At 73.3% G+C, this 13767-nt stretch carries 12 protein-coding genes and 1 tRNA gene; 7 read left to right on the top strand and 6 right to left on the bottom strand.

From position 1 onward, the window contains the following. Window positions 1-619 precede the first annotated feature (619 nt). On the top strand, window positions 620-994 hold the full coding sequence (locus tag ACVGV0_RS01360) for a hypothetical protein (protein WP_459158022.1): 375 nt from the start codon (window positions 620-622) through the stop codon (window positions 992-994). Between the two features lie 38 nt (window positions 995-1032). Here the strand turns inward: ACVGV0_RS01360 and ACVGV0_RS01355 are convergent, their stop codons facing one another. Together ACVGV0_RS01355 and dacB are read right to left on the bottom strand one after the other, a co-directional pair. Continuing rightward, a complete protein-coding gene (locus ACVGV0_RS01355) occupies window positions 1033-2091 on the bottom strand; it encodes a zinc-dependent metalloprotease (RefSeq protein WP_459159881.1) in 1059 nt (352 codons plus the stop codon). Window positions 2092-2188: 97 nt separating this feature from the next. Continuing rightward, a complete protein-coding gene (gene dacB / locus ACVGV0_RS01350; RefSeq protein ID WP_459158021.1) occupies window positions 2189-4672 on the bottom strand; it encodes a D-alanyl-D-alanine carboxypeptidase/D-alanyl-D-alanine endopeptidase in 2484 nt (827 codons plus the stop codon). A gap of 148 nt (window positions 4673-4820) precedes the next feature. Here dacB and ACVGV0_RS01345 point away from each other — a divergent pair, with 148 nt between their 5' ends. Further along, window positions 4821-5312 (top strand): inorganic diphosphatase, encoded by a 492-nt coding sequence (locus ACVGV0_RS01345; RefSeq protein WP_459158020.1) that lies wholly within the window; start codon window positions 4821-4823, stop codon window positions 5310-5312. A gap of 105 nt (window positions 5313-5417) precedes the next feature. Here the strand turns inward: ACVGV0_RS01345 and ACVGV0_RS01340 are convergent, their stop codons facing one another. The 3 genes from ACVGV0_RS01340 to ACVGV0_RS01330 all read right to left on the bottom strand — a co-directional run bounded on the left by ACVGV0_RS01340 (window position 5418) and on the right by ACVGV0_RS01330 (window position 8351). Further along, window positions 5418-6410: a hypothetical protein gene (locus ACVGV0_RS01340; RefSeq protein ID WP_459158019.1), complete on the bottom strand. Its 993-nt coding sequence runs from the start codon at window positions 6408-6410 to the stop codon at window positions 5418-5420. 227 nt (window positions 6411-6637) lie between these two features. Beyond that, the gene (locus tag ACVGV0_RS01335) at window positions 6638-7441 is read right to left on the bottom strand and encodes an SLATT domain-containing protein (protein ID WP_459158018.1); all 804 of its coding nucleotides are present in this window, start codon (window positions 7439-7441) and stop codon (window positions 6638-6640) included. 631 nt (window positions 7442-8072) lie between these two features. Beyond that, window positions 8073-8351 carry a hypothetical protein gene (locus ACVGV0_RS01330; protein ID WP_459158017.1) on the bottom strand — a complete coding sequence of 93 codons (279 nt, stop codon included), beginning with the start codon at window positions 8349-8351 and terminating at the stop codon, window positions 8073-8075. 470 nt (window positions 8352-8821) lie between these two features. Here ACVGV0_RS01330 and ACVGV0_RS01325 point away from each other — a divergent pair, with 470 nt between their 5' ends. The 4 genes from ACVGV0_RS01325 to ACVGV0_RS01310 are packed head-to-tail and all read left to right on the top strand — an operon-like array spanning window position 8822 to window position 11377. Then, on the top strand, window positions 8822-9271 hold the full coding sequence (locus ACVGV0_RS01325; RefSeq protein ID WP_459158016.1) for a YbaB/EbfC family nucleoid-associated protein: 450 nt from the start codon (window positions 8822-8824) through the stop codon (window positions 9269-9271). 3 nt (window positions 9272-9274) lie between these two features. After that, a complete protein-coding gene (locus ACVGV0_RS01320) occupies window positions 9275-9589 on the top strand; it encodes a type VII secretion target (RefSeq protein WP_459158015.1) in 315 nt (104 codons plus the stop codon). A gap of 1 nt (window position 9590) precedes the next feature. After that, on the top strand, window positions 9591-10703 hold the full coding sequence (locus tag ACVGV0_RS01315) for a WXG100 family type VII secretion target (protein ID WP_459158014.1): 1113 nt from the start codon (window positions 9591-9593) through the stop codon (window positions 10701-10703). Then, a complete protein-coding gene (locus ACVGV0_RS01310) occupies window positions 10700-11377 on the top strand; it encodes a hypothetical protein (protein WP_459158013.1) in 678 nt (225 codons plus the stop codon). The genes ACVGV0_RS01315 and ACVGV0_RS01310 overlap by 4 nt, the downstream gene beginning before the upstream one ends. 336 nt (window positions 11378-11713) lie before the next feature. On the opposite strand, the gene ACVGV0_RS01305 is transcribed toward ACVGV0_RS01310, so the two are convergent. Continuing rightward, window positions 11714-11787 (bottom strand) — tRNA-Thr (locus tag ACVGV0_RS01305). 132 nt (window positions 11788-11919) lie between these two features. Between ACVGV0_RS01305 and ACVGV0_RS01300 the strand changes: the two genes are divergently transcribed. Further along, a complete protein-coding gene (locus tag ACVGV0_RS01300; protein ID WP_459158012.1) occupies window positions 11920-13587 on the top strand; it encodes a hypothetical protein in 1668 nt (555 codons plus the stop codon). Window positions 13588-13767 lie beyond the last annotated feature (180 nt).

Below are 13767 nucleotides of genomic sequence, written 5' to 3'. Positions count from 1 at the left end.
GCGGCAGGACAGCAGCCGCCCCGGCCTCCCACGGAGGGCCGACCCGAAAACGGCGCGAAGCCGGCACCCGCCCGGTCAAGCACGCCCGCGGAGCAGAAAAACCCCGGTGCGTGCCCACGAGGGCAGTGCTCGCGGAGGCAGAGGCTGGCCGGGGGACTTCGCGGATGGCGCTAGCAGACGGCGATGATCGGTGACGACCGGAGCGGTGATAAAACGCCCCAGGGGCCGCGCGGATTGGCGAGGGGCCGCGCGGATTGGCGGCCATGTGCTCGACCGCACCGGCCCGTCAGGAAAGCGGCGCAGCCTCTTCATCGCCCCGCTGCTGAGCGCCGAACGGTTGGCCACGTACGAACGGCACGCCCCGCAGTGGGGCTGCGGACCGGTGCAGCTCTACCTCGTGGGGGTGAGTTTGCTGCCAGCGTGCACGCGGACCTGGCGCTGCTGGAAGTGCGTCTCCGCAACAGCACGGACCGCGAGCTGACCGCGACCTACGGGGAGTTCTGGTTCGCGGGGAGCGGACTGCTGGACGAACGAGCACAAACCGCGGTCAGCGAAAGCCCGGGCCGATGCCGGGTCTCGTACTTGCGATCCGCCGGGCGGAACGCTCGCCCGGCTGCCGATGGGCTTCTGGATCCACTTGTTGGAGGCCGGCGGCCACGTCGGCCGCCCGCCGCACCGCAGTCGCCGCAACTACGACGAGCTGCTGTGGAAACCCGCACTGCACCGCGCGTTCCCCGGGGCGAGGGGAACGCGCACCGGAGTGCGTGCTGCGCTGCACCGGCTGCACGCCCTCCGCAACCGGATCGCGCACCACGAGCCGATCATCCACGGCCTCCGCCAACCCGGTGCCGCTCGTTCGGCACCGGACGCCTACAGCGGGCCCGATGAGCTCCACGGCGACCTGGTCACGATGCTGCGCTGGATCTCCCCTGACGTCGGGGAGTGGCTCGCCACCTGTTCACGCACGTCGAGCATCCTCGATCGCTCTCCCTGACGCAGGAGCGGTCGCCGCACGGGCGGCGCGGTCCGCGCTCAGCCGTGGACCCGGCTGATCCACCGCTCCGGCGCGACGATCTCGGCCCGCGTGGGCAGGTTCTCCGGCCCCTGCCACACCGCGTTGAAACCCGCCATGCCCACGCGGTCCACCACGTTGCGGGTGAACTCGGCGCCCCGGGCGTACTGCTGGATCTTGGCGTCCATCCCGAGCAGGCTGCGCAGCAGGCGGTCGAGCACCCCGCCGCCTTCCCGGCGGCGCGTGAACCGCTCGCGGATCGTGGCCACGCTCGGGATCACGCGCGGCCCGACCGCATCCATGACGTGGTCGGCGTGCCCCTCCAGCAGGGTGGACAGGGCGATGATGCGGTCCAGCGCGGCCCGCTGCTCGGGGGTCTGCAGCACTTCCAGCACGCCGAGCACGCCCGGGCTGGCGCCCGCGGAGTGGCGGCCGGAACGCAGCTCGCGCACCGCCGAGGGCAGGCGGCTGAGCACCTGGGAGGCGGAGTCGGTCATCTCGGACAGCAGCTCGCCGAGGCTCGTCGCGAAGTGGTCGCGCAGCCACGGCACCGCGTTGAACTGCAACCGGTGCGTCGACTCGTGCAGGCAGACCCACATGCGGAAGTCCTCCACCGGCACGGCGAGGGCGCGCTCGGCGGCGACGACGTTCGGCGCCACCAGCATCAGCCGCCCGTGCTGGCCGGGCACGCCGGACTGCCCGAACGGGTCGAACTGCCCCAGCACCTTGCCGCCGAGGTAGGCCAGCACCACGCCGGTCTGCACACCGGCGCTGCGCGCGCTCCACCCGGGCAGCAGGCGGTCCTGGGAAGCACCGCGGGCCTCCGCGATCGCGGCCGCGGTCCCGGTCAGCTCGTTCAGCCCCTGCGCTGCGGCGCGCACCCAGTCCGGCCGGTCCAGCACGGCGCCCTCCAGCACGGGGAGCTCGCGCCCGAGCCCGGTGATCTCGCGGACGTGGGCCTCCGCCTCGGTGCTGAACCGCCGGAGGTCGCGCACGGCGCGCTCGGCCTCGTCCCGCGGTACTTCCGGACCCGGTTTGAGCAGCCGGGTCCCCGTGGCCACCGCCGTGTTCCAGTCCATGGTGGCGGGGCCGGTGCGCGTGTCTACCGGATGAGCCTGCACACAGCCGACCGTACGCCGTCAGCAGCCCGCGCGGGCACCTCACCGTTCGGGTGTTTCACCGGCAGCCGCAGCCGCGCAGCCCCGCCGCCACCGCGTCCAGCGCGGGGCGCGCCTCGGCCGGGCTGGGGCCGTTCGACATGAGGGCGAACACGAGCACGCGCCCGTCCGCGGTGAGCACCGTGCCCGCCAGGCTGTTCACCCCGCTGAGCGTGCCGGTCTTCGCGCGCACCCAGCCGCGGCCGTCGCTGCCCTGGTAGCGGTCCTCGAGGCTGCCGCTGCCGCCGGCCACGGGCAGCCCCGGAAGCAACCCGCGCAGCTTCGCCGTGTCGGCGGGCACCGAGCCGTTCCGCCCCGGCCGGGCGAGCAGGTGCAGCACGCTGCCCAGCGTCCGCGGGGTGATGCGGTTCTGCGTGGACATGCCGCTGCCGTCGGCGAGGTCGGTCCCGCCGAGGTCGACGCCGTGCCGGGCGAGCACCGAGCGCACCGCCTGCGTAGCCCCCTCGAAGGAGGGCTCGTGCCCCGTGGCGATCGCGACCTCGTGGGCCATGACCTCGGCCATGATGTTGTCCGAGTGCTGGAGCATGTTCTCCACCAGCTCGCGCACCGTCGGCGAGCGCACCTCGCCCAGCACGCGGGCGTTCTCCGGCGCCTCCCCCTCGCTGACCTGCAGCCCGTGCAGGCCCAGGCGGGAGGCCAGGCCGTGCGCCACCTGCAGGGCGGGCTGCTGGGTGCGCCTGCTGCTCTCCGCGGTCGGGTCGGCGCGCCCGCCGTCGAGCATCATCGGCTCGATCGGGGTGATGTAGCCGCCGGCGATGTCCGCCGGGTCCCAGGCGGGCCCCATCGGATCTCCCGCGTAGCGCGAGGTGTCGAACCGCACCGACTCGACGTCGCCGCCGGCGGCCCGCTCGACCTGCGCGGCCAGGTCGTCGAGGTGGGCGACCTCGCCGTAGACCGACTCGCGGCCCGCGGGCAGCTTGCTCAGCGTCGGATCGCCGCCGCCGACGAGCACCACGCTGCCCGGCTCGCCGCCCTGCACGACCTTCGTGGTGAAGCGGTGGTCCGGGTCGAGCGTGAGCAGCGCCGCCGCGGCGGTGAGCACCTTGGCGGTGGAGCCGGGCACCATCCCGCGCCCCGGTTCCCGCGCCCACAGCGTCTCGCCCGTGCGGGCGTCGACCACGGTGCCGGAGAAGGTCCCGAGCGCGGGGTTGCGCAGCTCCCCGGACAGCTGCGCCTCGATGCCCTGCCTGGTCGGCGTGGGCGCTCCGGCGCCGTCGACGGGGTTGACCGCCGGGTTCAGCTGCACCGGCGCCGGAGGTGGTGCCGCCGGGCCGGAGCCGAACAGCCCGGGCAGGAAGGCCGCACCCAGCACGAGGACCGCCACGAGCGCCGCCGCGCCGACCAGCAGGACGGGGCGCCGCTTGCCCGCGGCGGGCTCGCCCTGCGCTGGTGCGGCCTGGGGCGGCTCGTTCTGGGGCGGATCGACCGGGTCAGGCGCGCCCGTTCCGGGACCCGCCGCTTCGCCCGCGGGCCGGGAGGCCGGTCCGGCCGGGGAGTGCGCCGCGCGCTCCGGCGGGCTCGCGGGCTCCGCGGGCGGGGTGCCCTGCTCGCCGGTGCGGACCTGGGCGCCGGTGTCGTCCCGGGCCGCGGGACCGGCCGGCGGAGCGCTCGCGCCGAAGCCGAAGTCCTCCGGGCGCGCCGCGGCGGGCGCGGCACCGGGGTCGAGGCGCGGGATGTACTGCGTCGGCTGCGCATCGCCCGGGGGCTGCTGGTCCTGCTGCTGGGGATGGTTCCGGGGCTGCGACGCGGGAGGTCGGACGGCGTGCGGCTGGGTGCCCCCGGATCCCGGCTGCTCACCCGGCACGACCGGGATGTTCGCCGTGCGCTCGGCGTCCGACTCCTCCCCCGCCGGTCCTCCCCCGACCGCGCTCCCGGCCGCCTGCGGGGCGGCCGCCTCCGGCGGCACGACGGGGATGCGCCGGGTCTGCTCGGACGAGCTCTCGTCCTCCACGCCCGCCCCGGTCTCGCGCGCCGCGTCCTCGACGGGCGCGATGCTCCGGGTGCTCTCCGCCGCCGCCTCGGCGGGCGCCCCCGGCGCACCTGGCACGTCCGCCCCCGGGGTTCCGCCCGCTCCGGCGGAACCAGCCACCGCACCGCCGGAGCGGCCTGTGGCGTTCGTCTCACCCGCGCCCGTCCCGGCGGCGTCGATGGCGAGGCGATCCGTCCCGGCGGTCAGGCCGCTCGCATCTGGTCCGGTCTCGGCCGCGCGGGCGGTGTCCTCCTCCGTCGGCCACACCACGCCCTCATCGGCGGCCCCCGCGGTGCCGTCCTCCGAACCGGCGCCGGTCGGGGTCGCGCCCCCGGGAACCGCACCCGCCTCACGCGTCCCACCGGAGTCCTCGCCGCCCTGGTCGGCCCGCTGCTCCCCGGAATCGTTCGAGACCTCGTTGACCTGCTCGGACGCTTCGCCGCGGGCTGCTTCCCCCGTGTCCGGAACGCTGCCGTCGGGCCCGTCGCCCCCGGGGACCTGGGGTTCGGCCACGTGCTCCTCCTTGCCCGGTCGCCACCCTGCCGGATTGCGAGCTGTCACACTGCGGTGGCGCCCACGGCGCCACCGTGGTCCACACTAGACGTGGCCGCGCGCGGGAAGACCGCGCCCGCATTGCACACCGAGGACTAGTGAGGAACGCGTGGACTTCGACGTCGTGATCGAGATACCCAAGGGGTATCGGAACAAGTACGAGGTGGACCACGAGTCCGGGCGGATCCGCCTGGACCGGACCCTGTTCACGGCCACCCAGTACCCGGCGGACTACGGGTTCATCGAGCACACGCTGGGCGAGGACGGCGACCCGCTGGACGCCCTGGTGCTCATCCAGGAACCCACGTTCCCGGGCTGCCTGGTCACCGCCCGCCCCATCGGCATGTTCCGCATGCGGGACGAGAAGGGCGGCGACGACAAGATCATCGCGGTGCCCTCCGACGACCCGCGTCAGGAGCACCTGCGGGACATCCACCACGTGCCCGAGTTCGACAAGCTGGAGATCCAGCACTTCTTCGAGGTGTACAAGGACCTCGAGCCGGGCAAGAGCGTGGAAGGCGCCACCTGGGCCGGCCGCGCCGAGGCCGAGGAGGAGATCAACGCCTCCTACAAGCGCGCCAAGGACCAGGGCGCGCACTGACGCCGACGGCGCACGCCCGGGAGCTCGCTCCCGGCACGACGAAGACCCCGGCCAGCTGGCCGGGGTCTTGTTCGTCCGGACCCGAACGAGTAGCGCGGTGGTTCGTCAGCCGAGGCTGTTCAGCGGGCCGTTCTGCACGACGTCGCCGACCGCACCGACCGCGTCGGTGTGCAGCGGGCTCTCGCTCTTCGGGGCGTCCACCGGCAGTTCGCCGGTGAGCCGCTGCGGGACCTCGCTGACGCTCTCCGGCGTCGGGTTGTCCACCGGGATCTCGCCGGTGACCCCGCCCACCAGGCCCTCCTCGCTGGTCAGACCGTTGAGCGGACCGACCTGCGGCTGCTCCGCGCCGTCGGTCTCCGAGGCCTGCGCGGGCGCGGGCACGCTCTCGGCGCTGTGCTGCGCGGTGTCGACGGCCTGCTGCGCGGTTCCGGTACCGGGCACCGACCGGGGAGCGGAGCGCTCGCCCTGCTCGGCGGGCAGGGTCGGGCCGACCGGGGCGAGGTCCTCGACCGGCAGGTCACCGGTGATCTGGTCGGTGGGCAGGCCCGGGCTGCCGAGGCTGCGGCTGTCGCTGCCACCGAGCGCCTCGGTGAGGCCGGTGACGGGGCTGTGCCCCTCGCCGAGCAGGCCGTTGACCTCGCCGAGGGGGTTGTCGAGGGGGTTGCCGAGGCCGCTGCGGGGCGCGGAGTCGCCGGTCAGCTGGCCGGCCACCTGGTCCACCGCCGGTACCTGCGAGGTGGCCGAGTCCAGCGTGCCCGTCACCTCGTCGGGCAGCGCGTCGGCGGACTTCTGCTGCTGTTGCTGCGCGAGGCCGGTGACGGTGCCGACGACCTTCTCGAGCAGGCCGGTCACGGGGGCCAGCGGGTCCTGCGCCTTGGCGCCGGTGGCCAGCTCCTCCGGAGCCGAGACGACGTCTCCGACGGTCTGCGTCGCGGAGTGCACGGCACCTGCCGTGTGCAGCGCCGCCCCGGTGGCGTTCTGGGCGGCGACCTCTTCAGCGGACTGGTCGGCCGGTGCGGCGAGGGCCGCGGCGGGGAAAGCGACCGCGCCCGCGCCGCCGACCACCACCGACGTCGCCGCGCTCAGCGTGCGTTTCATCGCCTAGCTCCTTCCTGCAGGCGGTTAGGTGTGCGCGGCGCCGAAGATTACGGAAACTCGCTCGGACACCATTCAGCGATCACGTACTCGGCGAATTCGCACGCACCGTCACGAATCGCGCGGGATACGCATCGCACTTTCGGGGACATGCGGCGGATTTCACCGTTCAGCCACTCCGCTGCGTCATGTCCCCTGTTGCCGCCCCCGTCGCTGCCACCGCGCCGCCGTCACGTGACGTCGACATCGGCACCCGGCGAGCGCAGCGCCGGACCGCGCAGCGCGAGGACCGCGTCGGCGAACTCGGCGTAGGCGTCGCGCTCGTCCCCGAACCGGCGGTAACGCCCGACCCGCAGTTCCACGGCCTCGTACTCGCGCTCCAGCGCGTCGGCCGTGCGCTGCCACGTGGACGCGCGCTCGCGGAACTGGCCGTGCCCCGCGAAGGCCGCCGCCACGGCGACCAGCAGGCTCAGCACCACTGCCCCCCAGTGCGCCCCGGCCAGCGACAGGGACAACCCGCTCGTGGTGGCCGCGATGATCGAACCACCGATCACCACGCTCTGCAACAGGGCGTCCTTGCGCCGGTCCTCGCGGGCGGCCGCGCGGTACCGGCCGATGATCTCGGGCAGTTCCGCGCGGTAGCGCTTCTGCGTGCCGAGCAGGTCGTCGGAGTCCACCTCGGCCAGGCGCTGCTCGCGGTAGGCCGTCTCCAGCGTGCGCAGCTCCGCCCGCACCGAGCGCACCCGCAGGTGCTGCAGGTAGGCCAACCGCCCACCGATCGCGCCCGAGACGACCAGCACCGTGAACCCGGCGACCGGCAGGAGTGGCGAGGGCCAGGTCATCACCGTGCCGATCAGCGTGCACAGCACCAGCAACGCGTTGCCCGGGTACACCCAGAGCAGGAGGAACCGGCGCAGCAAGCGTGCGCGGTACAAGCGCTCGGAGCGCTCGGCGATCCGCCGTTCCCAGTCCTGCGTCGTGACGTCCTCGGTGATTAAGCCACCACCGACGATTCCCGCGTCCACTCGCTCCATGGAGTTCGATCCTTCCGGCATCACTGCGATCGAAATGGTCCCCGAGCACGGCGACAATCGGCCATGGGGGTGATGCCCGGGTAGGCCACACGGGGGCTGGTCCGCGTGCCGCGGATGAAACGGACACGGCAGACGAGACCGCAACACCGCCAGCGCTCGGTCGGACACGGCCACACGCCGCTCGATTCGGGGGCTGCCACTGTGACAGCACGCCGGATCCGGCTCGCAACTGGGTGCATCCGCCCTGCGAGTGATCGCTGACACGGAGTAAGTGGAATATTCCGCGGGCATGATCGTTCCGCGGAGCTCGCGGGGTTGACACGCACGGTGACCGAACCCGCCCGCGGATGCCGTGCGGACGCGGGCGCGGAGGCGCCGCGAGCACCGTCGCGCGGGCGGGCGGGCATGCGGGCGAGCGTCGGCCCGGCGGATCGGGAGGGCGCGGAGTGGCGCGCACGCGCCGGGCCGGGGGAGGTCGGTCCCGGCGTCAGGCCGGGGAGAACGCCGCCGCGCGGCGGGGGACGAGGCGCCGCCGCGCGGCGCTTCCGCACTGCGCCGACCGCCAGCCGCGGCTCTGCGCTGTCCACTGTAGTCGATCGGGGGCGTTCGCCTCCCCGCTGCTCGCGGGTGTTCACGCCTCCGCCGGCCCGACGAGTACCGCCGGTTGACCGGACACAGTGGAAGGAATCGTTCGACACCCCGGAACTGCGGATCCGGAATCCCCGGGGCAGACGACGGTGGAGAGCACGGACCGCTGCACGTGCTGTTCCGACGTGGACGGAGGTAACTCGACAGCGGCGAACCGCAAGGCGATCAGCGGCCACGCGATCGCAGCTCCGATGCCGCACAGCAGCACGATCATCGCCGATGCGGCCAGCGCACCGAGCACTCTCTTCCGCTTTTCCGCCATCGTGGAGTTCACTCCTCGGGCGTCGAACGGGTCTTCGTCCCGCGACGGGAGGGACGTTGCCGCGGCCGCTCCAGCGACCACAGTGGACCTTAGGAACACCCGCGACGGCGCGCACTTCGATCGCGCGCCGAACGGGTCGGATCCGGCGCGCCGCCCCTTCCGCGGGGGAGCGAGCGCTCGCCCACAGGAACACGCCGTTTCCCGGTGCGGACACGCTACGCGCACGACGCGCCGCAGCGTCAGCCGCCGGAACCAGACCGCGCAGCGGCAGGCGGACATTTCGCCCTACGGCGCGTCACTGCCCCATCGTGTGATGACGCAGCACTGGCGCGAAAACGAGCGCTCCTCCCTCCCCGAGTCGAACGGCGTGACCCGCGCCACTCGCGCACCCGGTGCGCGCGAACCCGTCCAACCGGCCTCCCCGATCCCTTAGAGTCCCCGGAAGAACGACCCGGAACCCCGGAGGCACGATGTCCGATCCGACCGATCCCGACCAGTTGCTGGCGGACTACCAGGACAAACTGCGCGAAGCGGAGGCGAAGAGCCAGCGCATCAACGAGGCGATCGGGGGCGTGCAGGTGACCGAGCGCAGCGGCGACCGCGAGGTCTCGGTCACCGTCAACAGCTCGGGCAACCTCGTCGACCTCTCCTTCGGCAGCGGCATCAAGCGCCGCGACCCGGAGGGACTGGCCCAGGAGGTCCTCGACTGCGTCAACCGCGCGCAGACGCGGGCGAGCGAGCAGCTCCGCGAGGCCGTCCAGCCGGAGATGGGCGACGGCGCGGCGTTCGACTTCATGCTGAACAGCGTCACCAGCGCTCCTTCCGGCAGCGACCAGGGCGCCCAGCAGGACACCCGCCCCGGTCCGGAGGACCCGGACGAGGACGAGGACTTCGGCGACGGCACGTGGCTGCGGGGGTGACCGGTGGGCGAGAACGGATTCCAGGCCTCCCCGGAACAGCTGCGGCGGCACGCGGGGGCCGTCGACGACGTCGCCGGCACGTTCGACGCGGCGGCGCAGGCAGCTGGGCAGACCACGCTCAACACCGACGCCTTCGGCGTGATCGGCCAGTTCCTCGCCTCGGCCGTCATCGCCAAGGAGGCCCAGGTGACGGGCATGGTCCAGCAGCTCGCGGAGTCCACGAAGTCCCTCGCGGACGACGTGCGCAGCACCGCCGAAGACTACGAGAACTCCGACGGCGCGGCCGTCGACGCGCTCAACCAGGTCCGCGGGGTGTGAGATGAGCGAGAACGACCTGATCGAACAGCCGCGCAGCAAGGGTGACGGCTGGGTCGTCGGCGGGGAATCCACGACCAACGGGGCGGGCCCCATCGACTCGGCGTCGAAGACCGTCGACGCCTTCGGCAGCGGCGACTGGGCCGAGGGGCTCGCCCAGGGCGCCGGCACGGCCCTCGACGGGGTCGCCGGACTCGCCGATCCCCTCGCCATGCTCGCGTCCGCCGGCGTCGGGTGGGCGATGGAGCACGTGTCCTTCCTGCGCGAACCACTGGACTGGCTCGCCGGGGACCCGCCCGCGATCGACGCGATGAGCCAGACGTGGCAGAACATCGGCCAGGAGATCGACGACGGCTCCCAGCAGTTCCAGCACGCGGTCAAACAGGCCACCGGCGACTGGGCCGGCCCGGCGGGCGAGGCCTACCGGGCCACGGCCGATCAGCAGAAGCAGCTGCACGCAGCCGTGGGCGCAGCGTGCTCCTCGATGGCCGCGGGTGTGAAGACCATCGGCACGGTCATCTCCGTGGTCCGCGGGATCGTGCGGGACATGATCGCCCAGGCCGTCGGCGAGATACTCGCCGCCATCGCGGAGTGGGCTGTCGCCGGCTTCATCAGCGCCGGTCTCGCGGCACCCGCGGCCATCGGTGACATCGTGCGCCGGGCCACGAAATGGGCCGGCAAGATCAGCGAGTGGGTCTCGAAGATCGTCTCCGTCTTCAAGAAGGCCTGGAACGCGCTCGAGGAGTTCGGGCACGGCATCGGCCAACTCGCCACCGGCATGCGCAAGGCAGCCACCACGACGAAGGACATGGCCGCCAAGACGACGGACATGACGGGGTTGCACCGGGGCAAGTTGGACGCGCCCGGTGTCGGTTTCCAAGGCCGGGGCTCCCTCGACGAGAGCGCCGCCGTGGGGAAGTTCTCCGCGCCGACACCGTTCGGTACTCGGCAGGAATTCGGCTGGCATGTGAACCCCAGCAACGACGCGGCCAAGCTCGGTTGGGAAGGCGTGAAGAAGACGACCGAGCTGGACAACGCCCCACCGGACGAAACGGGCCAGCACGACGGGACGAAGCGCCCGGAGAACAAACCGACGGGTTGGAGCGGAACACTGTGACGGACCCCCAACAGCAGAACACGCCCTCGCTCGCCGCACGGCAGAACGCGGTCACCATCACCTTCGGCGGACCCCCGTCGACGTTCATTAAGGCAGGTCTGGGTCTCTCCCTCCTCCTGGGCACGGCGCTCATCGTCACCGCCGTCTACGGCTTCGCCACCGGTGACGGCCAGGGGTTCCCGCCCACGCCCAAGCAGACGGGCGCGGCGATTGTCACGCTGCTCATCGGCCTGTTCCTCGGAGCTCCGGGCTACATCACCGTGATCTTCTGGAAGGCGATGACCGGCAAACGTCACCTCACCTTCGACCGCACCGGCGTGCGGTTCCAACCCCCGACGAGGCCGGGTTTCGCCGTGCGCTGGGAGGAGCTCTCCGCCGCGCGGATCCGCGTTACCCAACCCCTGCGGGTCAGCAACGTCGAGCACCCCGTCTACTTCAAAGCCGACCGGACAGGGGCGTCCCTCGAACTCCAGGCCCTCAACCCCGAGCACTTCGCCCAGGTCCACCCCGAGATGAAGCGCTTCTGGAGTTGGAAGGGAGAACCCGGCCTGTACTTCCTCCCCTTCAACGGGGACGTCAGCCAGCAACTGCCGCACATGGCCGATGCCATCTTCACCTACGCACCCCAGACCTACGGCGGCGTCGTCTCCGGGAAGCGAGGGCCCCTCTCGTGACTCCGGAACTCGTCCCCGCCACACAGCACCACGCATAAGACCGCGTTCAACGCGGCAGAAACGAGCAGTCCGAACAGGACGGACTTCGGGAACGCGCGGTTGCCCGCCACACCTGTCCGCGCCCCGGAGAAACGACCACCGGCCGCTGAGGACGTCGCTGCGGACACCAGCAGCGGCGGGCACCCGCCACACCGGGGAGACGCTCGGGACGCGCACCGGTCGGGCGCGAGGTCGAGCGGGCCGATCAGCCGCGAGACCCCGGACGCACCGGGCGAGCGGTGCCCGAAACGCGAGCAGGCCCCTCCCGACTCGCGGAAGGGGCCTGCTCGACACCGGAGCCGCCGAGGGGATTCGAACCCCTGACCTACGCATTACGAGTGCGTCGCTCTGACCGTCTGAGCTACGGCGGCGTTGCGCGCACGAGTCTACCCGGCCGCCCCGCGGCGCCGCGCACCACCCCCTCGCGTCACCCGCGCGCCCCCGGCTCGTTGTGAGATCACGTGACGCTCGTCACCGTGCCGTCCGTCATGGAGGGGAGCCGGATGAGCGCAAACCGGTCCGCGCGGAGCCATCGCACCACCGCACGTCACCTCGTCGCCCTCATCGCCGTCCCGGTGGTGTGCGCCGCGCTCGGCGCACCAGCCGCTGCGGCCCAGTCCGCCCCGCCGACGACCCCCGTGCCGGAGCCGGCCGATCCCGACCAGCCGCCGGCCTCCGAGCCGCGGACGCAGCCACCGGTGCTCGGCGAGACGGGCGCGATGCTCGGCGGGGTGCGGATCCTGCCGCGCACGGTCACGCCGGACACGGTCATGAACGACCCGGAGTTCGAGGGGACGCTGCCGAAGCAGTCCGTCGCCGCAGTCGGGTTCGGCATCACCAGCGCCACGGCCAACTCGGAGGCCTTCCTCGCGAGCGAACGCGCCAAGGCCCGCGCGGCACCGGTCGCGGTCGGGCTGGGCGGCAGAGCCCCGCGACTGCCCGGCACGGTCCTGCAGGCGGCGGTTCCCGACAACGCGCAGCCGGAAGCCACCGGGCTGCGGATGCCGGAGCAGGCCCGCGGCGAGGTCGATGCGGCCGGGTTGTCCGGCAGGGCGCACGCGCGCTGGAGCGAGCAGCGCGGGCCGTGCGTCGACCCGATCGCCGACGCTCGGTTCTCCCTGGGCCAGGCGGCGGCGGTGAACGAGCTGCCCGCGGCGCAGGGCGTCGATCCGCGGTTGCAGGACCTCGGCGGGCTGCTGGGCGCGCCGTCCGGATCGCTGGTGCGCATCCCCGACGTCGCGCACAGCCACTCCACGGTGCGCCTCGTCGACAACCCGGCGGGGCCCGGCAAAGCCGTGCGGTCCACCTCGCGGATCAGCCTGGGCAGCGTCCGCCTGTTCGCCGGCACGGACCGGGAGATCGGCGTGGACGTCGTGCACCGGCCGGTGCTGTCGGTGACCGCCACCGGCGACCCGGAAGAATCCACAGTGGACTACGAGGCGCCGGTGCTGCGGATCACCCGCGGTGGCGAGGAGGTCGCCACGCTCGACGCGGCGAACCCGAGCGCCGAGCTGCCGATCGGCCCCGCGCCGCGCAGCGGCCCCGGCCTCCCGCCGCTCGACCTCGGGGTGCTCCGGTTGAGCATCGGCGAGCTGCGCGAGGGCGCGCTGGGCGACGGGCAGACGGGCGCCGCGGCGAAGCTGCTCGACCTGCGCGTGCTGCCGCACCTGCCCGCGGACCGCGCCGCGCTCGCGCAGGTCACCATCGGCGAGCAGACCGTCCGCGCGAAGGCCCCGGAAGGCGGCGTGCGCTGCGGAGAACCCGGGACCGCGACGGGCTCGCGTTCCGGCGGCGGTGCGCCCACCCCCGGCCCCACCGCGGATCCGGACCCCGGTCCCGGCGGGGGCGCGGTGAACCGGCCCGCCGAGGAGCGGAGCAGCACACCGCCCGGTGCCGCGCCGGAACCCGGCGACATCGGCGGCGCCGAGCGGGCCGACGGCGGGGCGCCCGAGGCGGCCGGTGGCACGAACCCGAGCGGTGCGCACCGGAACATCGAGGCGCAGGGCGAGCTGCGCCCCGGCGCCTTCACCGACGAGGGTGCCCAGCAGCGCAGCGCGGTCTCGCCCGCCGCCAGCAGCGGCCTCTCCCCCACCCCGCTGTTCTGCGCCGGCGCCGCCCTGCTCGTGCTGAGCACCGCCCTCGTCCTCGCCCTGCGCCCCCGCCGCGGGTGACCCGTGACCGCGTGGTGACAGCTCCTGCTGCAAACGTGTGGGGACAGTTCGCAATTTTCATGAAAATTGCGAACTGTCCCCACGCTGGTAGGTGGAAAACGCACCGCTCACCGATTCGTCCGCGGGGCGGTGCATCACCCCCGGCGGCCCCTCGGGGCATCAAGGGGGCCGCCGAGGGGC

The organism is Salinifilum ghardaiensis (assembly GCF_054491345.1).
Note: the sequence above shows the minus strand (reverse complement) of the source record. Positions and strands in the feature narration are given on the sequence as shown.